This window comes from Brevibacillus laterosporus (assembly GCA_007833815.1).
GTDB classification, from domain to species: Bacteria; Bacillota; Bacilli; order Brevibacillales; family Brevibacillaceae; genus Brevibacillus_B; species Brevibacillus_B laterosporus_D.
Window position 1 is genome coordinate 4,758,156 of the sequence record CP033464.1, and the last position, 25,911, is coordinate 4,784,066.

Annotated in this window: 29 protein-coding genes; all 29 read right to left on the minus strand. The window is 42.7% G+C overall.

The window, feature by feature from the left end; genetic code table 11:
- Window positions 1-25: 25 nt before the first annotated feature.
- Window positions 26-913 carry a MinD/ParA family protein gene (locus EEL30_23440; protein QDX94980.1) on the minus strand — a complete coding sequence of 296 codons (888 nt, stop codon included), beginning with the start codon at window positions 911-913 and terminating at the stop codon, window positions 26-28.
- Window positions 906-2,477 (minus strand): flagellar biosynthesis protein FlhF, encoded by a 1,572-nt coding sequence (gene flhF / locus EEL30_23445; GenBank protein QDX94981.1) that lies wholly within the window; start codon window positions 2,475-2,477, stop codon window positions 906-908. Before flhF ends, EEL30_23440 begins: the two co-directional genes overlap by 8 nt.
- On the minus strand, window positions 2,474-4,510 hold the full coding sequence (gene flhA / locus EEL30_23450; GenBank protein QDX94982.1) for a flagellar biosynthesis protein FlhA: 2,037 nt from the start codon (window positions 4,508-4,510) through the stop codon (window positions 2,474-2,476). Before flhA ends, flhF begins: the two co-directional genes overlap by 4 nt.
- 14 nt (window positions 4,511-4,524) lie before the next feature.
- Window positions 4,525-5,625 (minus strand): flagellar biosynthesis protein FlhB, encoded by a 1,101-nt coding sequence (gene flhB, locus EEL30_23455; GenBank protein QDX94983.1) that lies wholly within the window; start codon window positions 5,623-5,625, stop codon window positions 4,525-4,527.
- Complete coding sequence (gene fliR, locus EEL30_23460) at window positions 5,625-6,404, minus strand: flagellar type III secretion system protein FliR (GenBank protein QDX94984.1); 780 nt, start codon at window positions 6,402-6,404, stop codon at window positions 5,625-5,627. The genes flhB and fliR overlap by 1 nt, the downstream gene beginning before the upstream one ends.
- A gap of 3 nt (window positions 6,405-6,407) precedes the next feature.
- Window positions 6,408-6,677, minus strand: coding sequence for a flagellar biosynthetic protein FliQ (gene fliQ / locus EEL30_23465; GenBank protein QDX94985.1), 270 nt, complete (start codon window positions 6,675-6,677; stop codon window positions 6,408-6,410).
- Between the two features lie 15 nt (window positions 6,678-6,692).
- Window positions 6,693-7,475, minus strand: a complete 783-nt coding sequence (gene fliP, locus EEL30_23470; GenBank protein QDX94986.1) for a flagellar biosynthetic protein FliP — start codon at window positions 7,473-7,475, stop codon at window positions 6,693-6,695.
- A gap of 2 nt (window positions 7,476-7,477) precedes the next feature.
- Window positions 7,478-8,149: a flagellar biosynthesis protein FliZ gene (locus tag EEL30_23475; GenBank protein ID QDX94987.1), complete on the minus strand. Its 672-nt coding sequence runs from the start codon at window positions 8,147-8,149 to the stop codon at window positions 7,478-7,480.
- A gap of 6 nt (window positions 8,150-8,155) precedes the next feature.
- Window positions 8,156-8,518, minus strand: a complete 363-nt coding sequence (locus tag EEL30_23480; GenBank protein ID QDX94988.1) for a response regulator — start codon at window positions 8,516-8,518, stop codon at window positions 8,156-8,158.
- A 28-nt stretch (window positions 8,519-8,546) separates the two neighbouring features.
- Window positions 8,547-9,926, minus strand: a complete 1,380-nt coding sequence (gene fliY / locus EEL30_23485; GenBank protein QDX94989.1) for a flagellar motor switch phosphatase FliY — start codon at window positions 9,924-9,926, stop codon at window positions 8,547-8,549.
- Window positions 9,919-10,914 (minus strand): flagellar motor switch protein FliM, encoded by a 996-nt coding sequence (fliM, locus tag EEL30_23490; GenBank protein QDX94990.1) that lies wholly within the window; start codon window positions 10,912-10,914, stop codon window positions 9,919-9,921. Before fliM ends, fliY begins: the two co-directional genes overlap by 8 nt.
- A gap of 56 nt (window positions 10,915-10,970) precedes the next feature.
- The gene (locus tag EEL30_23495; protein QDX94991.1) at window positions 10,971-11,420 is read right to left on the minus strand and encodes a flagellar basal body protein FliL; all 450 of its coding nucleotides are present in this window, start codon (window positions 11,418-11,420) and stop codon (window positions 10,971-10,973) included.
- Window positions 11,421-11,435: 15 nt separating this feature from the next.
- Window positions 11,436-11,651, minus strand: coding sequence for a hypothetical protein (locus EEL30_23500; GenBank protein ID QDX94992.1), 216 nt, complete (start codon window positions 11,649-11,651; stop codon window positions 11,436-11,438).
- A gap of 96 nt (window positions 11,652-11,747) precedes the next feature.
- On the minus strand, window positions 11,748-12,545 hold the full coding sequence (flgG, locus tag EEL30_23505; protein QDX94993.1) for a flagellar basal body rod protein FlgG: 798 nt from the start codon (window positions 12,543-12,545) through the stop codon (window positions 11,748-11,750).
- An 83-nt stretch (window positions 12,546-12,628) separates the two neighbouring features.
- On the minus strand, window positions 12,629-13,027 hold the full coding sequence (locus EEL30_23510) for a flagellar protein (protein ID QDX94994.1): 399 nt from the start codon (window positions 13,025-13,027) through the stop codon (window positions 12,629-12,631).
- A 25-nt stretch (window positions 13,028-13,052) separates the two neighbouring features.
- Window positions 13,053-14,393 carry a flagellar hook-length control protein FliK gene (locus EEL30_23515; GenBank protein ID QDX94995.1) on the minus strand — a complete coding sequence of 447 codons (1,341 nt, stop codon included), beginning with the start codon at window positions 14,391-14,393 and terminating at the stop codon, window positions 13,053-13,055.
- A gap of 56 nt (window positions 14,394-14,449) precedes the next feature.
- On the minus strand, window positions 14,450-15,358 hold the full coding sequence (locus tag EEL30_23520) for a hypothetical protein (protein QDX94996.1): 909 nt from the start codon (window positions 15,356-15,358) through the stop codon (window positions 14,450-14,452).
- 14 nt (window positions 15,359-15,372) lie between these two features.
- On the minus strand, window positions 15,373-15,825 hold the full coding sequence (fliJ, locus tag EEL30_23525; GenBank protein ID QDX94997.1) for a flagellar export protein FliJ: 453 nt from the start codon (window positions 15,823-15,825) through the stop codon (window positions 15,373-15,375).
- Between the two features lies 1 nt (window position 15,826).
- Window positions 15,827-17,149, minus strand: a complete 1,323-nt coding sequence (fliI, locus tag EEL30_23530) for a flagellar protein export ATPase FliI (protein QDX94998.1) — start codon at window positions 17,147-17,149, stop codon at window positions 15,827-15,829.
- Window positions 17,146-17,973 (minus strand): flagellar assembly protein FliH, encoded by an 828-nt coding sequence (locus tag EEL30_23535; GenBank protein ID QDX94999.1) that lies wholly within the window; start codon window positions 17,971-17,973, stop codon window positions 17,146-17,148. The genes fliI and EEL30_23535 overlap by 4 nt, the downstream gene beginning before the upstream one ends.
- Complete coding sequence (gene fliG / locus EEL30_23540) at window positions 17,966-18,979, minus strand: flagellar motor switch protein FliG (protein ID QDX95000.1); 1,014 nt, start codon at window positions 18,977-18,979, stop codon at window positions 17,966-17,968. Before fliG ends, EEL30_23535 begins: the two co-directional genes overlap by 8 nt.
- A gap of 12 nt (window positions 18,980-18,991) precedes the next feature.
- On the minus strand, window positions 18,992-20,569 hold the full coding sequence (gene fliF / locus EEL30_23545; protein ID QDX95001.1) for a flagellar M-ring protein FliF: 1,578 nt from the start codon (window positions 20,567-20,569) through the stop codon (window positions 18,992-18,994).
- Window positions 20,570-20,606: 37 nt separating this feature from the next.
- Entirely contained in the window at window positions 20,607-20,906 is a 300-nt protein-coding gene (fliE, locus tag EEL30_23550; protein ID QDX95002.1) for a flagellar hook-basal body complex protein FliE, read from the minus strand.
- Window positions 20,907-20,925: 19 nt separating this feature from the next.
- Window positions 20,926-21,387, minus strand: coding sequence for a flagellar basal body rod protein FlgC (gene flgC / locus EEL30_23555; protein QDX95003.1), 462 nt, complete (start codon window positions 21,385-21,387; stop codon window positions 20,926-20,928).
- Between the two features lie 6 nt (window positions 21,388-21,393).
- Window positions 21,394-21,801 carry a flagellar basal body rod protein FlgB gene (flgB, locus tag EEL30_23560; protein QDX95004.1) on the minus strand — a complete coding sequence of 136 codons (408 nt, stop codon included), beginning with the start codon at window positions 21,799-21,801 and terminating at the stop codon, window positions 21,394-21,396.
- A 345-nt stretch (window positions 21,802-22,146) separates the two neighbouring features.
- On the minus strand, window positions 22,147-22,926 hold the full coding sequence (gene codY, locus EEL30_23565; protein ID QDX95005.1) for a GTP-sensing pleiotropic transcriptional regulator CodY: 780 nt from the start codon (window positions 22,924-22,926) through the stop codon (window positions 22,147-22,149).
- Between the two features lie 58 nt (window positions 22,927-22,984).
- Window positions 22,985-24,382, minus strand: a complete 1,398-nt coding sequence (hslU, locus tag EEL30_23570; GenBank protein ID QDX95006.1) for an ATP-dependent protease ATPase subunit HslU — start codon at window positions 24,380-24,382, stop codon at window positions 22,985-22,987.
- A gap of 7 nt (window positions 24,383-24,389) precedes the next feature.
- Window positions 24,390-24,941, minus strand: coding sequence for an ATP-dependent protease subunit HslV (gene hslV, locus EEL30_23575; GenBank protein ID QDX95007.1), 552 nt, complete (start codon window positions 24,939-24,941; stop codon window positions 24,390-24,392).
- A 6-nt stretch (window positions 24,942-24,947) separates the two neighbouring features.
- On the minus strand, window positions 24,948-25,874 hold the full coding sequence (gene xerC, locus EEL30_23580) for a tyrosine recombinase XerC (GenBank protein QDX95008.1): 927 nt from the start codon (window positions 25,872-25,874) through the stop codon (window positions 24,948-24,950).
- Between the last annotated feature and the right edge of the window lie 37 nt (window positions 25,875-25,911).

A 25,911-nucleotide genomic window follows, 5' to 3' on the forward strand; every position in this document is an offset into this window, starting at 1 on the left:
TCACTCCAATCGTTTCCACCATCTGTTACATCCAATTTCGCAATTTAGCAAGAAATCCTTTTAGTCCGCCTTGCTCCTCCCGTTCTGTTGAAGAAGGGCTGAACTCGACACTATATTTTTCAGCCAGTTGGCGTATGCCTTTTGCCATCTGAGACTGTGGATAAACGAGTAAAAGGGGTTGTTGCTGCTTTACTGCCTTTGAAACGTACGGGTCGTCCGGCAAAAATCCAAGTGTTCCTATAGGAAATTCCAGGAAGCGTTGCGCTACTGTAATCAGTTTGTCAGCAGTTTGCTGTCCTTCCCGCATCGTTGAGGCACGATTAATAATTAGCTTGATCTTGGCATCAGGTTTTTGCAAATGAACCATCTTCATCATTGCATACGCATCAGTGATAGCTGGAGGCTCAGGTGTGGTCACCAGCAGAATTTCATCAGATGCCATTAGAAACTGTAAAGATTCCTTGCTAAGCCCAGCCCCTGTATCGAAAAGGATAATATCGGCATAGCCTTGTAATTTTCCTAATTCATCAAAAACCTTACTCAATTCCCAATCCTGTAGCTGAGAAATTTGGTTGAAGCCTGAACCGCCTGCAATAAACTCCAACCCTTTAGGACCTTTTTCAATGATATCCCAGACTGTCTGATCTGCTTCGAGAAGATGAAATAAATGTTTCTTAGGGGTAACACCCATTAAGACGTCAAGATTGGCTAAGCCTAGATCAACATCAAACACAAGAACTTTCTTCCCTTGTTCCATGAGACCCAATGCTAAATTAAGTGTAACATTTGATTTACCAACGCCACCTTTTCCGCTTGTAACGGCTACGAGTCGCGTTTTTCGTGTCTCTGTATCTGCATGCATCTGCTGTTTTCGTTGAAACTGTTCTCGTAACTTTTGCGCCTGATCATGCATATGCCTCTTCCCCCACGATCAACTTGGTCAGTTTCTCCGTTGTGATGATTTCAATATCATCGGGAACATTTTGTCCTGTGGTCAGATAGGAAAGAGGAAGATCAAATTGTTCGAGTAACGACAAGATGGGTCCATAATGTAGTGTTTCATCAGCTTTCGTCAAAATAACTTGCGAGATAGGCACGTCCTTAAACTGCTCCACAATTGCCTGCATGTCCGCAAATTTGGAGGTAAGACTCATAACTAGTAAATGCTCACTCATCTCTTCCCATTGTAAGTATTCTTTTATTTTATTCACAAATTCATCATTTCGATAGTTGCGACCAGCCGTATCTATGAAAATAAGGTCATAGCCCTGCATTTTGTCCAAGGCGTTCTCCATTTCATTAGCAGAAAAGACAACTTCCAACGGTACATTTAAAATGTTAGCATATGTCTTCAGTTGCTCCACCGCTGCAATACGATAGGTATCGGCAGTAATAAATCCTACTTTTCGTTTCTCTTTTAACATATGCCAAGCTGCCAGTTTAGCAATCGTTGTGGTTTTACCCACCCCAGTTGGTCCAAAAAAGAATAGATACTTTTTGGGGTCCCTTGTTTGAGTAACATCAGGTACATGCTTAGCTACTCGCTCTGCAATCCTGAGCTTCATCAAGTCCTCTACTTCTTCGTGGGTGACATGATATGGGTCAGGTAGCTCTAGTAAAATATCATGCAATAGAGTAGCAATGGTACTTTCTTGCATTTCATTTTGCAAGAGCTTCTCTCGCCAGTCTGCAAGCGGTGTAGGTAATTGCTCACTTGCCTGTTTAGCAAACAAGAGCTTGTGGAGCATCACCCTCATATCTTTTAGCTCCCCAATCATGTCACGATATTCTTGCATGCCTGTTGCTTGATCAAGTCGTTTACCTTGTTGTTCTTTTTCCGTAGTAACAGAGATATCAGGCTGATTGATCGTTGGAGAACGCTCTAATCTAAGTGAACTCTCTGCTGGCACGGACTGAGTTTCAACCGGATTAGACTTCATTTGTAGAGAACTAGTATCGTCTGGAGTTGGCTTTTGCATGGGTTGTACTGTTCCCGCCTGCTGATTAGGCTGATTGGCATCCGTAAAAGTATGTAGCGCTTGTTGGTAACGGATGGCAGCAAGTGCCCCTGCCAATGACTTTGGCCGTTCCTCTTGTTGATCACTAACTGCCCCTTGTGTATGAATTGACAATAGCTCCTCTTCTACATGTGCTATGTAAGGAGTCTCATTGTGCTGGAGAGCTGCTTTGGAAAACTCAGGATGCTGTACAACAGATGGTTGATAACTCTTATTAGGCTGTTGATATCCTTGCCCATCCAGTTTAGGAACGGAAGTAGCAGGCTTTACTGGAGCCTGCTTTTCTTCCTTGGTTTCCGCCGCCGCAATCACTTCGATTTGCTGTTTCCGGAACATCCCCATGAAGCCGCCTGTCTTGACTTGCTTCGTATTTAAAATGACAGCATCTTTCCCAAGTTCAACACGAATCTTTTCTAAAGCTTCTGGCATCGATTCAACCAAGTAACGTTTTACTTTCATGATACGTTCACCACTCCTACACTCTGCACTTCAACATGAGGCTCTAATTCACTGTAAGACAGAACAGGAATATCCGGCATCATACGCTCCATTAATTGACGTAAATACATACGCGTCATAGGAGAAGACAGGATAACAGGTTGTTGCCCCATATTTACCATACGATTTACTTGCTCAGACACGTTTTGGTAGATGCGCTGAGAAGTATCAGGGTCCATGGCTAGGTAACTGCCTTGTTCCGATTGTTCGACACTCTCGGAGATGGTTTTTTCCAAACTTGGTCCTGCTGTAATGACTCGGAGCGGTTCCCCAGGTTGCGTATATTGCAAAGTAATTTGTCTAGCTAGTGCCTGTCTTACATATTCAGTCAAAACTTCTGGATCTTTGGAGTACATGGCATGATCGGCCAAAGCTTCCAGAATGACAGGAAGATTACGAACAGAAATTTTTTCTTTCAATAATTTCTGTAGGACCTTCTGAACATCCCCAATTGTAAGTAAGGATGGGATCAATTCATCTACTAATACTGGTGCTGATTCACGTACGTTATCAATCAACGCCCGTGTTTCCTGACGACCAAGTAATTCATGAGCGTGACGTTTTATAATCTCTGTCAGATGGGTAGCAACTACAGATGGCGGATCAACAACCGTGTAACCAGACAGCTCGGCCATCTCTTTATTTTCCTCAGACACCCACAGCGCAGGTAGGCCAAAGGCAGGTTCCATCGTAGGAATACCCTCGACTGATTCATCTTCAAACCCAGGACTCATAGCTAGATAATGATCCATCAAAATCTCACCAGTTGCAATCACATTGCCTTTAATTTTGATGATGTATTCATTGGGCTTTAACTGAATGTTATCGCGAATGCGAATGACAGGCACAACAAGTCCCAATTCAAGTGCACACTGGCGTCGAATCATAATAACTCGATCAAGTAAATCCCCACCTTGCTTGGTATCCGCTAACGGAATTAATCCATAGCCAAATTCAAACTCAATGGGATCGACTTGTAGAAGATTGACCACGCTTTCTGGGCTTCGTACCTCTTCTAGCTGTTGCTCTTCTTCCTGCGTAAAGGATTCCTCCAATTCACTCTTTTGCTGTTTAGACAACTTCATCGCAGCTAAGATTAGAATAATAGCTACTACAGCTGTAGGGATCAAACTGATTGGCGTGAACACTCCAAGTAATAACATGGCTGCAGCAACCACATACAGCAGTTTAGGATGAGCAAATAATTGTTCCGTAATATCTTCGCCCAAACCACCTTCTGAGGAGGCACGTGTCACAATAATACCTGTCGCTGTCGAAATTAATAGTGCAGGAATCTGGCTTACTAAGGCATCACCAATCGAAAGTAGTGTAAAGGTACTTAACGCTTCCATAAAGCTCAATTTATGTATAGCAACCCCGATAATAAAACCACCAATGATATTTACGATAAAAATAACGATACCTGCAATAGCGTCCCCTTTTACGAATTTACTTGCCCCATCCATAGAACCGTAAAAGTCTGCTTCTCGCTCAATTTTGCGGCGGCGCTGTCTCGCATCTTGTTCACTAATCATCCCTGCGTTCAGGTCCGCGTCAATACTCATTTGCTTCCCAGGCATCGCATCTAGTGTAAAACGAGCAGCTACTTCCGCTACGCGCTCTGAACCTTTTGTGATAACGATGAACTGGATGATGATCAAGATTAGGAATACAACAAAACCGATAACCGCGTTACCACCTACTACGAAATCACCAAATGCTTCGATAACAGTACCACCCTGTCCAGTTGACAGAATGTTACGCGTGGTTGAAACATTTAGAGCCAATCGGAATAGCGTTGTTAATAGCAATAATGTAGGAAAGATGGAAAATTCCAGAGTCTCTTTGGTATACATCGAGACGAGCAGGATAACCAGGGCCAACGATATATTAACAATCAGTAGCATATCCAACAGTCCGGATGGTAAAGGAATTACCATCATTACGACAATGCTTAACACGAAGATGATCATGCCCAACTGTTTTGCACCCATCTCGTCTCCTCCTTTCACCGCTTCACTTTACCTTGAAGTTTGTAGACATAGGCCAATACTTCCGCTACCGCTTTGAACAGCTCCTCAGGGATTGTCTGTCCAATTTCCACTTGTGAGTATAACGCACGGGCAAGCGGTTTGTTTTCCATAGTAACAACGCGGTGTTTCTTGGCCATTTCCCTGATTTTCAGGGCTAAATAATCCTGACCTTTGGCAATCACCGTCGGCGCCATCATTTCAGCCGGATCATACTTAATCGCTACTGCAAAGTGCGTCGGGTTGGTGATAATGACATCGGCGTTAGGGATCTCCTGCATCATACGGCGCATCGCCATCTGTCTTTGTCGTTCCTTGATCTTACTTTTGATGAGGGGGTCACCCTCCATCTTTTTATGTTCATCCTTGATGTCTTGTTTGGACATGCGCAGATTCTTTTCATATTCGTAGCGTTGATATAGATAATCAAGAAACGCTAAGATAACCAACAGCATACCGACAGAAATTCCCAACTTGACGACTTGCCAGCCCGTAAACTCTAAGACTGCTTCTAGTGTGGAAAAAGAAAGTCGTGGAATCTTGTCCTTGATGTCCCATAAGATCATGTAAACAACAATCATTCCTGCGGTAATCTTTAAAATAGACTTAAACAATTCAACAATGGACCGGATCGAAAAGATTTTTTTGAATCCTTCGATTGGGTTAAGTTTCTCTAGTTTAAATTGGATTGGTTCTAAAGAAAAAAGCACCCCGACTTGCAAATAGTTGACCACTAACGCGACCAACATGCAGACGCCAAACACTATACTAAGAATCTTGGCTGCCTCCTTGACGACCTGCAGGGAAATCACCTGAAGATTTTCAGCATTTACTTCCCAGGTCGCATAACTGCCCAACGATTCGCGTAGAATGCCCTCAAAGATGCCCAACATCCAAGAGCCAGCGATCATCAACAGAAAAAACACGGAGCTGATCATAAAAGCGGGAGCCAAATCTGAACTTTTGGCAACCTGTCCTTTTTTGCGAGAATCCTGACGTTTTTGAGGAGTCGCTTTTTCTGTTTTTTCGCCGTTAAAAAATTGCAGGTCTACTGTCACAAAAAAACGTGGATGACTCATCATGCTCCTCCCAAAATCCCGATCAATTCCGCCATGGCCTGAAACATCTTGGAAAAATAATTGCTAAGAACTAAAAAGAATCCAGGCATTACGAAAATGAGCATTAAAAAGCTAACTAACAGTTTCAAAGGCAAACCAACCACAAAGATATTAAATTGTGGCACCATTTTGGCGATAATACCAAGAGAGAGGTCTACCAGAAATAAAGCAACGACAATTGGTATCGCCATCATAAAGGCACTTAAAAACATCTGCGAGAAAGCCTTTAACATAAACTCTCCAAATGCCTCGGAAGAAAACGCAATTCCCAATTTGCTAATGGGGATTGTCTGATAGCTTTTCAGAATACCTTGTATCATCAAATGATGTCCATTAATACTCAAGAAATATAAGGTAGCTAAGATTTCTTTCAACCGACCCGTGATCGGTACATAAGCACCCGTCGCAGGATCTACAACGTTAGCCATGGCTAGTCCCATTTGCATATCCATGAGCCCACCCGCTACCCGTACAGCCGAAAACATGAGCTGTAGCAAGAAACCCAATAACAGGCCCACGATCGTTTCCTTTACTACATAAGCAGCAAAAGTGATATCAAGTGGAATTTTATCCAAAATAGGCACATAGGCAAAACTAATGAACGCCATAGCGGCAGCAAAGCCAATCTTAAACTGGTTGGGCATACCACGTTGCGTAAATAGTGGAGCCGATACCACGAAGGAAATAATCCGCACAAATACCAGCAGGTACATTGGCAAGAACGTTTCAATCAGTTGCATATTCTACCCCACAAATCTGTACAGGTTACCCATGATATTTGCTGTAAATTCAATGACAATCCGTAGCATCCATGGACCAAAAATGAGCAAAGAAAGAAACACAGCCACGATCTTCGGTATGAACGCCAACGTTTGTTCTTGAATTTGTGTTGTTGCCTGAAAAATACTCACCATTAGCCCGACTAACAACGCAATTCCCAAAATAGGGGCAAGCACGATCAATATGGTGTACACCGAGGATTGCGCAATTTGTAAGATCATATCTGATGTCATGTTTCATCAGGCCTCCTAGAAGCTTAAAAAGAGAGATTTCACAACGAGATACCAACCGTCCACCATGATAAACAACAGGATTTTAAACGGTAGTGAAATCATGACAGGTGGAAGCATCATCATCCCCATCCCCATCAAAATACTGGCGACAATCATATCGATAACCAAAAATGGAATAAACAGCATAAAACCAATTTGGAAGGCTGTTTTTAATTCGCTGATTGCAAAAGCAGGAACCAGCGCCACTAGAGAGACATCTTCAATAGACTTTGGTTTTTCAGACTTCGAGTATTGTAAAAATAACGCCAAATCCTTTTGCCTAGTCTGCTTTAGCATAAACGTCTTGAGAGGAGTAACTGCTTTATCTAACGCTTGTTGCTCCGTGATTTCCCCCTGCATAAACGGTTTTACTGCCGTATCATTAATGGTTTGAAATGTAGGCGCCATGACGAAAAAAGTCAGGAACAATGCCATGCCTACAATTACCTGGTTAGGTGGCATTTGCTGAGTAGCCAAAGCGGTACGCACAAACGACAACACCACAACAATACGCGTAAAGCAAGTCATTAAAATTAATATGCTAGGCGCCAAGGCTAAGACAGTAAACATTAACAGAAGCTGGATAGAAGAGGCTGTTTTTTCGGGAGTATCTGCTCCCCCACCAATCTTGAACTCCACCTGTGGAATGTTATTCAAAAGTCCCGCTGCACCTGACGTACTTGCTTCAGCGACTTGTGCATAGGTCATCAAACAAAGAAACGTTGCACATATAAATAAAAGTGGCAAAAATCTGTTCATGACTAATCCCCTTTGCGGCGGTTCTGTTCCCATTGATTCTTTTGTTGCTCCGCATGGGAGACTTCCCGCCACTGTTCGTCCAGTAGCTGATCAAAAGAGGCATCTGTTTGTTGAGTTTGCGTGGATGCAGGCTTAGATTGTGCTTGAAACAAATGACCAAGCTTATTCCATGACCAGTCAGGAGCCGTTTTGTTCTCGATATCGGCTAAAATAACGTCCAACTCATCACCAGGTGAAATCTGGCGGATAAGCTGGATATTATCTCCTACGCCTAATACGTACAGGGAGTCGCCAATCATCACCAATTGAATGGACTTACCAGTTCCAAGAGAATAGCCTCCTAAAGAGCGAAATGGGCCACTTTCTCGAAAACCACCAGTTTGTTTCTTTCCTATCCATTTAAATAAGAGGTAGATAAGCCCGACCACTACTGCCAAAGAAAAGACGATTTGGACCACATACCCAAGAATACTAGGGGTTTTTGGAACTGGAGAATCCGCAGATAGCTCTCCTCCAGTCCCTTGTTTTCCCTGTTTTGCATCCTGCTGTAACCAGTCAAAAGCTGATCCTTCTGTCTGTTTCGCCTCCGCATAACTAATTACTGGGGGAGGCGCTACTACAGCAAAAACTAGTAACATTGCCACGAACAAACTACGAATGTTCATTGCATTCATAATCGTTTAGCTCAACGTCTTTTTGATGGCTTCGATTACTCGATCCGCTTGGAAAGGTTTTACGATAAAGTCTTTTGCACCAGCCTGGATAGCGTCGATAACCATGGATTGTTGTCCCATTGCCGAACACATGATAACACGAGCATTAGGATCAAGCTTACGAATTTCCTTCAAAGCTGTAATACCATCCATTTCTGGCATGGTAATATCCATGGTTACTAGATCAGGACCTAATTCCTTATACTTTTCAACGGCTTGGGCACCATCGCTAGCTTCCCCAACAACGGTGAAACCATTTTTCGTTAAAATTTCCTTCACCATCATTCTCATAAATGCTGCATCATCCACGATTAACACTTTGTTAGACATCCTACTGTTCCTCCTTAAAGAAATCTGCTTATTGTAACTTCTGTACACGATCCCATTGACTGATTATATCGGTTACACGCACTCCGAAGTTTTCATCAATGACAACGACTTCACCTTTAGCAATCAGCTTGTTGTTGACTAATATATCAACAGGTTCGCCTGCCAATTTATCCAACTGAATAATAGAACCAGCAGACATCTCTAAGATATCTCGAATCAATTTTTTAGTTCGACCTAACTCTACAGTCACCTGAAGCGGAATATCCAGTAGCAATCCAAGGTTTTGCTCTTCTGGCTGCACAACATTATTCCCCTGGAATGGTGTAAATTGTGCTGGTTGTACATTTGTTGCTGCTACCTGTGTATTAATCGCTCCTCCAGCCTGTTGTGGAGGCTGTGCATATGGTTGCGGCGGATACGGTTGATATGGGTATGGATATGGAGCATACCCTTGATTTGGCGGGTAGCCATATGGTGCTGGTTGCGGTGGATACGGATGCGGCGGTTGTTGATCATAACCGCTTGGTGCCGCACTCATCGGCATGCCAGGTACTGGTTCCATCACTGGCGGTTGTGGTGCTGATGCTGACATTGGTGCTTCCGTTGCTACTGCTGGTGCTGGTGGAGTTGCAACTGGTTTTCCAAAATCAATAGAAGGTTCTTGCATAATAGAAGCTGTTGCTGCTGTTTCAACCATATCAGGTGCTTCACTTCCCATCAATTGGCTAATCATTTGTTTAGCAAAATTAATCGGTAATAGTTGCATAATGGAAGAGTCAATTAGCTCTCCTTGATCGCCAACCTTGATTTGGAACGAAATTTTGACAAGTTCCTCACCGCTAGGCAATCCTTCTTCTCCTTGCCCATTCTGTAAATCCATCATATCAATCCCGGGCGGAGAAATGTTAACTAATTGATTAAAAATAGTAGACATGGAAGTGGCGGCAGAACCCATCATTTGATTCATCGCTTCCTGCACAGCACTTAAATGCATCTCAGACAATTCGATAGCATTATTTCGACCATCTCCACCCATCATCAAGTCTGCAATGACAGAGGCATCCGCTACCTTAATAACGAGCATGTTGATACCTTGGAATCCATCCGTGTACTCAACATGCACCGCGACATGCGGGCGTGGAAATTCATCGACTAACTCACTTCGCTTCACGATGGAGACTGTCGGTGTGGTAATATCAACTTTTTGGTTTAGCAGAGTAGATAACGCGGTTGCCGCACTCCCAAACGTAATATTACCAATTTCACCCAAAGCATCTTGCTCAAAGGGAGAGAGATATTCATCAACATCAGGGATGTTGTTCTCCACTTGCGTTGGCTCCTCAGAGAGGTTATCGTTCGCTTTTAGCAAGGCATCAATCTCTTCTTGAGACAACATATCTCTACTCATAGTTTTCCTCCCCCTCCTCTATCACTTCATCGATTTGTACAGCTACCTTGCCCTTCAATGTACCTGGTTGAGCGTAGAATTTTAAGCAATCGCCCACTTTGACATGTAGCCTGTTATCAATGGTTTGGTCCAATTGAATGACATCACCCTGTGTCAGTTGCAAAAACTCTCTTACGGTGATGGTGCTTGTTCCTAGTTCTGCACAAATCGGCAATTTAGCTGTTTTGACTTGGTCTTCTAAGAGCTGTCTCTCTGCTTCATCCCGTTGTCGTCGCTGTGTTGAGAACCAGTATTGCCCAGATAGCTTAGGCATGATTGGTTCTAATACCACGTGAGGCAGACAAAGATTAATCATGCCTGTCGTATCACCAATCTTTGTACTAAAGGAAATAACAGCAACAATCTCATTAGGGGAAACAATCTGCATAAATTGCGGATTCATTTCAAGAACTTCCAAATACGGATCTAACTCAATAATTTGCTTCCAAGCTTCGTGAAAACTATCCAGCGCCTTGCTGAAGACGCGTTCCATTACGGTCGTTTCAATCTCGGTCAATGCCCCCATCTTGTCTGGGATCATTCCTTGACCGCCCAATAATCGGTCCAACATCGCATAAGCGATATTTGGATTTACTTCCATAACCATTCTACCTTCCAAAGGCGGCGCCTCAAAGATATTTAGAATGGTCATCTTCGGTATAGATCGGATAAATTCGTCGTATGGCAACTGGTCAACAGAGGCGACATTAATTTGCACGAAGGTCCGAAGCTGCGCTGAAAAATAGGTAGTTAAGAGTCTGGCGTAATTCTCGTGAATTCGCGTCAGTCCGCGGATCTGATCCTTGGAAAAGCGAAGCGCTCGTTTAAAATCGTATACTTTGATTTTTTTCTCAGCGTCTTCTTTCTTTAGTTCATTAGCATCCATTTCTCCAGAGGAAAGAGCGGCTAATAACGCGTCTATCTCACTTTGTGAAAGTACCTCGGCCATGGCGGTCACCTCCTTTTGCGCTTTGTTTCATCCCACTCATCGTTTTTTCCCATCTCTTATGGCTTTTTTAGGTTAGTCGTTGTAACTAAAACGATCCTGCCATCTTGCATAATTGTATTAACATCCCCTAGAACTTTGGCCTCAAGCTTGTTAATGCCTTCCGTCCCTTTTAAATCATCTGGAGTTAATCCAGCCAAGGTTTTAATAATGACTTGCTTCACTTGCGGCAGTCTTTTTTCCAGTTCAGCTTTACTTTTTTTCCCGTCTGCAGTGATGCTAAAGCGCACAACCACAAAATTATTGGTTAAAAGGTTGGTGGTAATGTCATCCGTATCTACCGAGTATTCCTTCATTTCATCTGCGTTTAATGCTTTTACCACCTCAGCGCCGTTAGCTGTTGTAGATGGAGCAATGATGGACATGTACCCAAAGAATCCTGCCACACCTAACAGAGTAATAGCAATTAAAATAATAAGTGCCATATTCACTAATTTATTTTGAAACATAGCGGCCTCCCGTTATTAGCTAGATTCGTTCGGTTGCCCGAGCGTCTTTGCCAAATACGATTCCTGATAAAACTGCTTCATTTGAAGAATAATGTCTTCTACTGTCTCTTTGACCAAATATTTCTTCCCATTGTTCAGGGTAATGATCGTATCTGGTGTTGCTTCTACTACTTCAATATGAACCGCGTTTAAATAAAATGTATTTCCATTAAAACGAGTCAAGCGAATCATCTAACGACTCCTTTCAAAGGTGGCAGAGGAGGAGTGGTTCCTCCTCATGCCTTATCGTTGTGATGCTTATTGTTACGTACTGTTACGATTTGTTACCTATCGTTTTAGGTTAACCAGCTCTTCCAAAATACTGTCGGAAGTGGTGATAATGCGGGAGTTCGCTTGGAAACCGCGCTGAGCAACGATCATTTCAGTGAACTCTTCACTTAGGTCAACGTTGGACATTTCAAGTTGTCCAGAGATGACTTTGCAGTAGGCTTCTGTTGGATCAACAATTTCATTTTCTACATTTCCTGAAGCTATAGTTGTTTTATAAAGGGAACCACCTAACTTTTCCAAGCCACCTGGATTGGGTACAACTACTATCCCAACTTGACCAGCTTCACCAACTTCTTGATCTTTATTAACTGTAGTAACTGTACCATCTAATCCAATTGAATAAGAAACAAATTCTTCTCTGTCAATCTGAATAGGTTCTTCATCCGCACCCAATAATTTTAGCCCCTGTGGATTAACAAGAAATCCATCAACATCACGTTCAAAGTTACCAGCACGAGTCAGATATTTATTTTCTCCATCGGAAACGGCAAAGTATCCATCACCTTCAATAGATAAATCAGATGTCAGATTTGTTGTCATTGGGCTACCCACAGAATGAACTATGTCAATGGAGGCTACTTTACTCCCCAAACCTACTTGCTTCGGATTAACACTTCCACGAGTATCAGTTGGACCAGACTCACTACCAACCTTTTGGCTTAAAATATCTTGGAACATTACGCGACTCTTCTTAAAACCAACTGTATTCACGTTAGCGATATTATTACCAATTACATCCAATTTCGTTTGAAAACCCTTCATGCCGGATACACCGGAATACATTGAACGAATCATGAACAAACCTCCCTATTTTTAAAGTATGGACTACCTCCGTCATTTGGCAATCCGTGGGCTTCCTACATGAGGGCCGGCCCTACTTATACAAAGACAGCACTGTCTATATTGGTAAATACATTTTCCTTCATTCGGCTTTCATCCATGGCCGTAATGACCTTATGATTAGAGATGCTTACGACATAAGCGACACGATCCATTAAGATTAAGGACTCTCGTGCTCCTTTGTTCCTCGCCTTTTGAAATCCGCTCTCCAACCGCTGCATATCTTCTGGTTGCAACTCAATTCCACTCTCCCGCATCCGCTGTACAGCATGTTGACTGAAAGAGAGAGCTTTTGGTGAGGGACTCTGCTGGGTCGTTAAGGAATCGGAAAGCCATTGATCAAACGGCTTAGTCGTTGGTTGCGAAGCCCCCGTTTGCTTAGGAGTGGAGAGCCGCGAAGGATAATAGGTACTTCCCACACGTATGTGATGATTCAAAGCTACCCCTCCATCCTTATACCCGTTATGCGTTCAGGTCTACGCGAGATGTTGTCGTTCCTAACCTTGTACTACTTTCACGTTCACCATCGAGAACACTGTCAAAGGAAGCTTCTTGCTCGTTCTGTGCCCCTTGTTCTTGAGACTGTTCACGAGCCTGTTGCCCACCATTCTCTTTTCCTTGATCAAAAGAGAAAGGAGTGGAATTATTGCTTTGTTGGCTTACTTCCAGCTTATCTACTTGTATGCCCTGTTGAACAAAAGCGTTTCGAAGTTGAGCCATCTGCTGATCCAGCATGTCCTTACCATGTTTGGAGTCAGCAATGAAGTGAGCGGTTATCACACCATTGTGTGAAGTAATACGCACATCAACTTTGCCTAGTTCCTGTGGATACAATATTAGTTTCGCTTCGGTAACCCCTTGTAATGTTCCCACCTTCAGCTGACGGACGAATATATCCGTAACCTGTTGTGGCATCTGTTCTGCTCGAACAGGGAAACTCCTCATGTCCGCTGCTGTACCTGATTGGTTTTGTACCGTAGTAGCTGCAGTGTTAGCCACTTGGAAGGTGGTAGTCGTATCTACATCGGCATCAACAGCTTCTGTATCCATAACTACTGGTGCTATCGCTTCCTGTAATGTAGTTTGGAACGATTTCACTTGAATGCCAGCTTCCTGTCCATATTGACTCAGCGCGTGATGAACGCGAACTGGTTGCATATGGGCAGGCATCTGATTTGGAACTTCTGCTCGATTGGTTGCAGTAGGAATCAATTCTTTTTTCATTTGCGGAGTGATCAATAAGGACTGTTCACCCTCAGGAGCTCCTTCTTTTTGTAAGGAAATCCCCATTTGTCCCAACGTTTTTTGCACTGTTTCAAGCAATTGTTGGTAATCTCCCTTTGCTTGAACAGGTGTCATCGTCGGAAGCTTCTGTAACAAATCAGTTAGCTTGTTGGCATCTTCCTCCGACATTCCTTGTGCTGCCAACGCTTGTAACAAGGTTTGTTTTCCCTGTTCCGTTGTAAGTGTGATGATTGGAAGCTTGCCTACAAGAGCTTCATCGGTTTGTCCATCTACTTCACTGATTTGCTGTTCTTGTGACAAAAGCATCTGTTGGTTGGTTCCCAACAACTGCTGAAGCATAGCCATAAGGTCTCCTAAAGCACTTGCGTCTTCTTCGGACATACCAGGAAATTCTACTTCAGCCATGTTATTAAAGGCTCCAAACGCTAAGCCTAATTGCGAAGAAAAAGCTCCTTGCTCTTGGCCGGATACGGTAGCTTGCCCTCCATTCATTACAGTGGCAACTCCTGTCGTACCGGTTGTCATAGGCATCACAGTTTGCATGTTTCCAATATTCATTTAGTCACCTCCTCTATTATTTCGTTGCTATGTAAACGATGAAGAACAATTGTACTTCATCGAGGCAACGCATTCGTCAAGCGCGCTGCTAATTCGGGGTTTGTCTTGCTAATTTCACCTAATAACTCGCCCCGTTTACTGTCAGACACTTGTCCCAATACACTTAGAGCGCGTTCCGCATTAATTTTATACAAAGAGATTAAAATTTTAGATGCATCGCCTGTATTCATTGACTGAAAGCTATTGGACAATTTCTCTGCATCGATTCTATTTGTTTCCCTAGTTTCACTTAATGCTTTCGTTAATATCTGGACCCGCTGTTGTAAGGCTGCAATGTCATCATCTTTTGAAATTTGATTATCCTTTAGCAGAATAGAAATATCAGCAGCCTTCTTTGGATCCATCTTCGCCAGCAACTGTGCCTGTTCGTCCGTCTTCATCTTGGAAAGAACCACAACCGCTTCTTCCTTGCTAAGATTTCCTACAATCGCAGCGGCATTTTTTGCCGACATAGAGCTATATACCTTAGCTAAATCCTGAAACTGTTTTTGTCTCTCTTCTTCTTTAAGGCGTTTTTCTTCAGTTGTTCTTTTTAGATCATCGATTTGTTTTTGTAGAGCTGCAATCGTGCTTTCTTTTTGACTTACTTCTTTCTGCAATTGAGCAGCGGCCTGTTTGGTTTTCGTTGCATCCTCATTTGCCTGAGCTGCTTTTGATTCTTTTGATTCTTTTGATTCTGCTTTGTTATCTGCTACCGTCTGGCTAGTTGTTGCATCGTCTGGTATCAGCTTTTCTACATAAGGAATGCTATTTAGCCAATCTTTTACGCTTCCCACGACATTGTAGCCAAGGAGGCTTGCCAAGATTCCAGCTAACAAACTAGCAAATAAGGCAGGAATAACAATAATGTATAAGAGCCACTCTAGCCTGTTATACTCGCGTTCCTCCTGGATTTCCTCTTCCATGAAGACGCCTCCTTTCACACCTGCTTCAATTGTCGGAGGAATCGATTCGTGCCGATCTCATCCATTTCTTTTTGTTCCACCTGGTTTTGCCATTCTACATATTTCGTTTGAGCTTTGTCTCGCAGGGTTGACCAGAGCTTGGATTCTTGCAAATGGTAATGTAATTTTTCCTGGCATCGTTCAATTTCTTTGTCACACCCGATGATGCGCCGTTTTTGCGTGGCAATCTGACGGTCTACTACCTGCTGAAATCTTGTAACGGCTAATAAATCGGATGCGCTACATGCAGCATGTTGCATATCCACAAGCGAATCGGACATGCCATTTCGCTGATCAACAAGCCGATATAGCTTTTGCTCCTCTTGCTGCTTTTGTTGTACCGATCGGCCAAATGCCCATTGTGCTTGTTCTGTTTCTTTTTCCTTTAAATCAAGTACTTTCTGCATATGAAAGCGAAAGGGCTTCATGTTACATCACACTCCCAAAATGAGTGGTTAATGCCTGTAAAGTCGTATTGAAATTGGATGGTTCGTTAACCCCCTGCGCCGTGAATGAGCGGATGATCTCTCGATAGCGAATGGCTGCATCAATTTCTCGATTAGTTCCCGTCTTGTACGCTCCAATGTTAATTAAATCCTCTGCCTCTTTATAGGTAGCCATGTGTCGTTTTAATTCCTGGGCAGCTTGTAAGTGTTGGGGCGAGCAAATCTCACTCATGACCCTACTTACACTTTGCAAAATATCGATGGCTGGAAAATGTCCACGCTGGGCAATTTTCCGATCTAAGACGATATGACCATCTAATATCCCTCGTACAGCATCAGCTATCGGATCATTCATGTCATCAGAGTCAACCAATACGGTATACAAAGCGGTAATACTACCTTTATCTGAAGTTCCTGAGCGTTCCAGTAGCTTAGGTAACATAGCAAAAACAGACGGGGTATACCCACGTGTAGCTGGCGGTTCACCAATGGCGAGTCCAATCTCACGCTGAGCCATAGCAAATCGCGTCACGGAGTCCATCATTAACATCACGTTCAGCCCACGATCCCTAAAATATTCAGCAATGGAAGTAGCAATCATCGCACCTTTGATTCGAATCATGGCTGGCTGATCTGATGTGGCAACTACAACAACCGATCGTTTTAATCCCTCTTCGCCTAAGTCGCGCTCGATAAAGTCACGTACTTCACGTCCACGTTCTCCTATGAGACCAATTACATTGATATCAGCCGTCGTATTACGGGCAATCATACTCATTAATGTACTTTTTCCTACACCAGAGCCGGCAAAGATACCGACACGCTGTCCTTTTCCCATTGACAACAAGCCATCGATGGCTCGTACACCTAGGCTTAGCGGTTCTGCTATCCTTGGCCTTGTCAAGGGATTAGGAGGCGTGTTATCAGTTGGATAGCTAGTTAATCCATATGGAAGGGATTCATTCGACAGAGGACGACCTAAGCCGTCGAGAATACTTCCTAGGATCTCAGGGCCTACCTTCACTGACAAAGGCTTTCCTGTAGCTACCACATCACATCCAGGACCGATATACGATAAATCTCCAAGAGGCATTAACAGAACCTTCGTATCTCGAAATCCCACCACTTCTGCCATAATTGGTTCTTTGTGATTAGGGGATTCAATCATGCAAATCTCGCCTAGTTTGGCTTCAGGCCCTTGTGACTCTACAGTAAGTCCCACTACCTGTGTCACCTTACCATTTATGCGATGAGGCGTAATTGTCTGCATGGCAGCTTTGTATTTTTCTGTGTTTAATGTAATCATTGGGATTCACTTCCCCGCGCAACGTCCATCAGGATTTGTTTGATTTCTTTCAGTTGCGTATCTATTTTGGCATCCACACTTCCGTAAGCTGTCCGAATAATGCATCCCTCATCCTCAACCGCATAATCCGGATAAATACCTAGTTCCGCTTGTCCATCGATCAAAGAAAGAAGTTGTGCACGATGCTCTTCGACGAATGGATACAATTTATGGTTCACCAGAATGGATACAACTCCGTGCGAGCGTGAGCTTTTTAAAGCTTGTCGAACAATCTCAACGACTTTTTGAGGTTCTAGCACCAGCTCATCATGAATAATTTTGCGGGAGATTTCTAAGCTTAGCTCAACTAAGAATGGCTCGGCTTCCGATATAATACTCTCTTTGGTGTCATAGGCTTGAGTTAAAACGTCCTTTGCCTGCTGAACATTTGCTTCCTGTTCGAGGCGTGCTGTCTCCAAGCCTTGCTCCTGCCCAAGGTTGTATCCTTCTAGGCGAGCCATTTCTTTCGTCTCCTGCGCCATCTCTTCTACTTCTCTTTGCTGTTGCTCCCACCACTCAGCAATCTCCTGCCGAGCTTGTTCACGCATTTGCTCTGCTTGATTAGAAGCATCAGCCATAATACTTTCAGCTAATTCTTTCGCATCACGTATAATGGCTTTTGCTTCTTCGTGCAGTTTCTGATGTTCTATAACTTTATTTTCTAGCAACATTTCTTCTACTTCATCCGTCTGTACTTGTATAGCAGGATTCACTTGCTGAGTCACTTCAAGTACATAGGTATCCACCGACTGGACATATCGATTTGCCTTAAAAATCCTAGACAATGATATCATCTCCTCCACCGCGGGCGATGATGATTTCTCCAGCTTCTTCTAAGCGACGAATAGTAGCAACGATGCGAGATTGAGCTTCTTCGACATCACGCAATCGCACAGGTCCCATAAATTCCATTTCTTCTTTGAACGTATCCGCCATCCGTTTGGACATGTTGCGGAAAACCGTTTCACGAACTTCTTCGCTTGCCACTTTAAGCGCAAGTTGCAAATCGTTGTTGTCCAAATCGCGAATAACACGTTGAATGGATCGATTGTCGAGCGTAGCGATGTCCTCGAATACAAACATCCGTTTTTTGATCTCTTCAGCAAGCTCTGGATCTTGAATCTCTAGTGAATCAAGTATGGTTCGTTCCGTACTACGGTCAACACCATTTAATATATTCACAATTGATTCAATACCACCCGCTTGTGTGTAATCTTGGGTAACGGTTGCGGACAGCTTTTGTTCTAATACCTGTTCTACCTGCGCAATTACCTCTGGAGATGTGCTATCCATTAAAGCAATACGTTTAGCTACATCTGCCTGACGATCCTGCGACAGAGACGATAAGATCATAGATGACTGTTGAGGTTCTAAATAAGCAAGAACTAACGCAATAGTTTGCGAATGTTCATTTTGAATAAAGTTAAGGATTTGGCTAGGATCGGCCTTTCTAGCGAAGTCAAATGGACGCACTTGCAAATTGGCCGTTAAACGGTTCAAAATATCTAGCGCCTTGCTTTCTCCTAATGCTTTTTCCAAAATTTCTTTTGCGTACGTAATACCACCCTGTGCTATTACTTCTTTGGCAACTGCAATCTGATGGAATTCTGCTAGTATTTTGCCTTTTTCTTCATGATCCACTTTACGTACACTGGCAATTTCCAATGTAAGTTGTTCAATCTCATCTTCACGTAAATGCTTAAATACCTGTGCCGAGACATCTGGACCAAGCGAAATGAGCAAAATCGCAGCTTTTTGCCTTCCGGATAACTCTTTTGCGACACGAGCCACTATACTCACTCCTTAGTCTTCTGCTAGCCACGTACGAAGCAGAACGACGAACTCGTCCGGGTTGCTTCGCGCCAATTTTTCCAACTGTTTACGAACCATCGCTTCATCCGTATTATCTTCCAAAGAAGAAAGGTCGGGAATCTCAAGCGATGGAGCATAGGGAAACTCTTCATCGAACTCTACTTCTTCTTCCTCCTGCTGTTGTTTGCGGCGACGAATAAGCATGTACGCCACTGCTCCCAAGGCTAACAAAGCAACTGCTCCCACTCCATACATCATAGTTGGAGTAAAGAAACCCTTGTTATCTTCGTCAAGCTTACCCGAGAACGGTTTCGCAAAAACAGAAATACGCTTGTTCACTTCATCATCGGGTAGATTCTTATTGCTGACGGCCACACGAACAACATTACCAATTACTTTTTGAATATTTTCTTTGGTAGCGTCATCCAACGTTCCCCCATTCGGAGGTTCAACCCCAACGTTGATAGAAATATCAACAATTTGATATGGACTAGCGGTTACATTCTTTGTTATACGATTTACTTCACGATTGACGGTATCAGATAGTTCTTCATATTCACTATTGCTCCCTTGAGCCGTAGCAGATTGATAGCTACCAATCTGATTGTCACCTGTACCGGCTACGCCACCAATAGGCGGAGTACCTTGTCCGGTATATGCTTTTGATAATTTTTGAGAACTAATTATAATGCCTTCATCATTTACAACAGGTGCGACCAGATTTTCTACCCGGTTTTCTTTTGAAAAATCCATCTGTACCATCGTATGTACGACAACCTTATCTCGTCCCATAATGGTGGACAGCATGTTAAATAAATTTTTCTGTATTTCTCTTTCTACTTTATTACGTATCCTCTCTTGTTGTTCAAAAGTAGTAATTGAACTGCCGTCTTCTTTACTAGATAACTCCAACGTATTGGAATACTGATCGGTAATCGTTATGTTTTCTACAGGCAAGTTTTTCACTGATCGTGAAACAATATGATATAAGGATTTGATTTGTGCATCGTTTAATTGAGTACTTGGGTCTACCTCTACCATGACTGATGCTGTGGCTTTATCTGTGTTGTCTGTAACAAATGTGGTATCTTCCGGCATGGTTAAAATAACTTGGGCAGTACGAACTCCTTTTACTTTTTCCAAGATTTTTCGAATCTCCAGTTGAAGAGCATCTTTCTTCATCACTTCAAACTGGCGATCGGTCATGCCAAACATATTATTGGAGAAAATTTCTGAGCTGAAACCTGCATCTTTTGGAATTCCTTGAGCTGCTAAATCAACAATGACATCTTGCGCCATGGTTTGCGGCACTTGAATGCCTGTCCCATTCCCAGTCAAGCGATATGGGATGTTTTTTCCTTCTAGCTCTTGTTTGATCGCACCAACTTCTTGCTCACTCAATCTGTCATATAAATTTACATATACAGGACGAGAAGCTATGTATAGATAAAGGGAAAGCGCGATAAGTAAGAACAGAGCTGAAGCGCCTATCAATAATTTTTGTTTTTTTGTGAGCTTGTCCCACATTGTCTTCATCTTGTCTCGATATAACAATAAACGTTCGTTCATGGTTCACCTCTACAGAGCTGCATACCAGTTTGGAACCTTACACCTGCATGCGCATGATTTCCTGATATGCTTCGATCGCTTTGTTACGTACTTGCATCGTCATTTGCAACATCAGAGATGCTTTTTGACCTGTTACCATCACTTGATGGACATCAGTCACTTCTCCTGCTGCATATTTCATTGTCATTTGTTCCGAAGCTAACTGAGCCTGATTAACCTGATCCAGTGCGTCGGTCATATAGGCCGAGAAATTTCGTGCTACTTCAGCCGGTGAAGCTGTGTTTTTTACTTGTAGCGGCTGTGCGTTTATGACTGAACCTATGTTACTGATTTCCATCTGTCAGCCAACCCCTTTATTATTTACCATTAATCTCTAGTGCTTTTTGCATCATACCCTTAAGCGCGTTCATAGCTGTAACATTTGCCTCATAGGACCTAGAAGCAGAAATCATGTCAATCATTTCTTTTGCCACGTCTACGTTAGGCATCATGACATAGCCCTCTAGGTCTGCGTCAGGATGCTCAGGATTATAGACCCTCTGGAACTGACTATTGTCCTCCTTAATCCCGGTAACGCGTACCCCAGACTCCTGACGACCTGCTACATTCCCGACTGCTGCTTGTAGAAGATTGTCGAAAGACTCTCCTGTTCTTGGTGTTAATTCTACCATCTTACGTCGGTACGGTTGCCACGCGCCGTCAACAAATTTCCCACGCGTCGTATTGGCATTAGCGATATTAGAAGCAATCGTATCCAGCCTAAGACGATTGGCAGTCAAGGCAGAGGCACTTGTATCAATTCCACGAAACAGACTCATCTACTATCATCCTCCCTCAACAACACTCTTCATTTTTGTAAAGTATCCATTTGTTAACTGAACAAGACCATTATACCAGATGGTGTTTTTGGCCTGTTGGCTCATCTCAAAATCAATGTCCACATTGTTCCCATTGTTTTGAATTAACGTTTGGTTGTTAGTCATGGTTCGGGCCTGAGGGATATTACCTAAACCTGTGCCAAATGGAATGTGTCTCTGATTCGTTCGATATGCTCCTAAGGTTCGACCATTATTTCCTTCCATTGCCTCCTGCAACAAGCTCTCAAACACAACCTGTTTGCTTTGAAAATGAGGGGTATCAATGTTAGAAATATTGTTGGCAATCACTTTTTGCCTAAGCATAGCGGCGTCCAATGAGTTTTCTAGTACATTTAATTGCGTAGATTGAATCAAGTTTCTCTACCCTCCTTTGTGCCTAAGCGTACATTTTTCTTCTATTTTCTTTGCAATTCGACATCTAACACGCACCTATAATACCATGAAGAAAACTACTAAGAAAGCCCTATCTTACTAGGACTAGGAAAAATGTTACAAAAGTCTCAATTGGGGAAAATGCCCATAAAAACAGTGTTTTTTACCAATTTTGTCACATTCATTTCATATATGTATTAATAATGTGAATACTTATTATGAATACTACACAAACAAGTGATAAATATGAAAAAAAAGAGAAGAAGGTCAATAGACCCCCTTCTTCATTTTTCCACAAAGCGGATAACCACTGGTTTTTTTGTCAGTTTATGGCGTTTTAAGTTTCTCTAATTCTGGAAGAAGTTTTCCATTCAGAACTTTAATAAATGTTCCCTTCATACCCAAAGAACGAGATTCAATTACACCAGCGCTCTCTAATTTTCTCAAAGCGTTAACAATAACAGAACGCGTAATTCCCACACGGTCAGCAATTTTTGAAGCAACTAGTAGGCCTTCTTTCCCATCTAGCTCTTGGAAAATATGCTCAACTGCCTCAAGCTCACTGTAGGACAGAGAACCAATTGCCATTTGCACGACAGCTTTGCTACGTGCTTCCTCTTCAATCGCCTCTGCACGCTCACGCAAGATCTCCATACCTACTACAGTAGCGCCCACTTCAGTTAGAATTAGGTCACCTTCAACGAATTCTTTGTTTACACGTGCCAAGATCAATGTACCCAAACGATCTCCGCCACCCATAATCGGAACAATTGTTGTCCAACCTGTAGGGAACACTGCTTTCATTTCTACTGGAAAAGCACTGTGTGGACTGTTAACATCTAGATTAGAAGATGTTTCTTCTACTTTTAATAAACCATTACTATATTCTTCTGGGAAACGGCGTTCCTCTAGCATTTTGCGAATACGATCATTATCGATTTCTTGAGCAATTGCATAACCCAGCAATTTTCCTTTTCTGCTTAACACAAAAATATTTGCCTCAATAACGTCGCTTAGTACGCTAGACATCTCATTAAAATTAACCGCATTACCAGCTGTTTTTTGTAACATACGGTTAATCCTTCTAGTTTTTGTTAGTAAATCCATCGTATATTTCCTCCTGACATCTTCTCACAAATCGATCGCCAATATATATGTTTTCTCTCTATAAAATGTATTGACTTAGGTCGCGATTCTGTACAATACTATTTAACTTCTCTTGCACATATTGAGCGGTGATATTAATCACACTCAAGTTAATATTTGGCGCTTCAAACGACAAATCTTCAAGCAATTTTTCTAATATAGTGTGTAACCTTCTTGCTCCGATATTATCAGTACTTTGATTCACCTCTGTTGCCAATCGTGCTATCTCATGTATAGCATCTTCAGAAAACACAATTTTAATTCCTTCTGTTTCCAAAAGGGCTTGATATTGTGTAATTAAAGCATTTTTAGGTTCTGTCAATATTCTTATAAAATCTTCAACTTTCAAGCTTGAAAGCTCTACTCGAATTGGAAAACGTCCCTGCAATTCTGGTATAAGATCAGATGGTTTGGCTACATGGAAGGCTCCTGCAGCCATAAAGAGCATATAATCTGTCTTGACCGGCCCATACTTGGTCATAATCGTAGAACCTTCCACGATCGGCAAGATGTCACGTTGAACTCCCTCTCGTGACACATCTGGTCCACGGCTATCTTTTCCGGCGATTTTATCAATCTCATCGATAAAGATAATCCCAAATTGTTCTGCTCTAGATATGGATTCTTGAATCACTTCATCCATATCTACCAGTTTTTGGGCCTCTTGCTGAGTCAAGATCTTGCGTGCTTCCCGAATGGTTAGCTTGCGTTTTTTTGTTCGCTTAGGCATCAAGCTTCCCAGCATTTCCTGCATCTGATTACCCATCTGCTCTGCACCAGGAATCTGCAACATATCAAACATGGACGGTGACTGGTCTTCTACCTCTATTTCGATCTGTTGATCCTCCAGTTCACCTGCAGCTAATTTCCAGGCCACTTGTTTACGTTGTTTCTCCAGGGATGGATCTTCCTCATCAGTTTTTTCGGTTTGTTGCTGGTTAGAAAATAGCATCTCAAACGGGTTCTTAAAGTTGTTTTGCTGTTTCTTTGAAGGAAGTAAGAGCTGAACTAGCGCTTCTTCAGCATTTTTCTCCGCTTTTCCCTTCACTTTTTCCATCTTTTCCGTTTTGACAATTCGGATTGACGATTCCACTAAATCGCGTACCATCGATTCCACATCGCGACCTACGTAACCGACTTCTGTATATTTCGTAGCTTCCACTTTAATAAATGGGGCTCCGGTTAACTTTGCGATACGGCGCGCAATCTCCGTTTTCCCGACTCCAGTCGGTCCAATCATCAAGATATTTTTGGGAATCACTTCATCTCGAAATTGTTCCGGCAAGAGACTACGACGATATCTATTGCGAAGCGCTACAGCAATGGCACGTTTGGCCTGCTGCTGCCCTACAATGTATTTATCCAAATGTTCTACAATCAAGCGGGGGGTCAATTGCTCCCAATTTAACAAGGACATCTCTCCCTTACCCTTCCAGTTTCATGTCTTCAATTACTAAATTCGTATTCGTAAAGACGCAAATTTCAGCGGCTGTTAATAGACTGGCTTCAGCAATCTGCCTAGCTGTAAGCTCTGGTGCATATTTTTTCAAAGCCCGTCCCGCTGCCAGGGCAAAATTTCCGCCTGATCCGATGGCTAATATGCCGTCGTCCGGTTCAATAATTTCCCCATTACCTGAGATCAAAAGAAGATGTCTTCGATTGCACACAATCATCATAGCTTCTAAACGGCGTAATACTTTATCAGAACGCCATTCTTTGGCCAGCTCGACTGCCGCTCTCTGTAAATTACCATGATACTCTTCCAGTTTGCCTTCAAAAAGCTCAAACAACGTAATTGCATCAGCAACAGAGCCAGCAAATCCTGCCATAACTTCTTCACGATATAGTCTTCGTACTTTTTTGGCTTTGTTTTTCATCACCATACTATTGCCAAATGTAACCTGACCGTCTCCTGCCATCGCCGCTTCACCCTTATGCTGGACGGCAAAAATGGTGGTAGCATGAAATTGTTCCATAGTCGTTCACCCCCTGTGAAAATTTGCACGCGGATGTGCAGTATCGTATACCTCCCGCAATCTTTCTTTTGTGATGTGGGTGTATACTTGTGTAGTGGAGATATTCACATGTCCTAATAGCTCTTGCACCGTCCGTAAATCTGCTCCTGCATTGAGTAGATGCGTAGCAAATGAGTGACGGAAACTGTGGGGTGAAATCCCTAGATGTAGGGCTGCTTGTTGTAGATATTTATCTACCATTCGGCGCACACTACGATCTGATAAGGGAGTTCCCCTATAATTTAACAAGAGAATTGGGGTATCTTTTTTAGCCTTTGCTAGTAACCTCGGCCGCCCTACCTGTAAGTATTGTTGCAGAGCCTTGATGGCATAACTTCCGATTGGCACATATCTTTCCTTAGCACCTTTACCGTATACAAGGGCAATCCCATTCTGAATATCAACAGCGTTTATTGACAGTGTTACCAATTCAGACACGCGCATTCCACTTGCATATAAAAGTTCAAAAATAAGGAAATCACGGAGACCAAGCGACGTTTTAGTATCAACTACTCCTAATAGTGTCTCTATTTCATGCGGATACATAAAGGTAGGTAGCTTTTTCTCCACTTTTGGTGTAGAAACCATCTGAAACGGATTTTGTTCCAAATACTCTTCACGCATTAAAAAGCGATAAAAGCTCCGCAAGCTAGACAATTTTCTCGCAATACTCCGACGGGAAAGACCTTTTTTTGCAAGATGAGCTAAAAAAGACCGACCATGTAAATAAGAAACAGCAGCAAATTCATTGATTTGTTGCTGTTTCATAAATACGACAAATTCATTGATATCTGCTACGTATTGCTTCAGCGTATGAGGAGAGACGTTTTTTTCCACCTTTAGGTAATGGATGTAAGATATGATCCATGCGGAAAACTCGGATGAATTGTCCATCTGAGATGTACTCCTCCCAAATCACATATATAGTAAC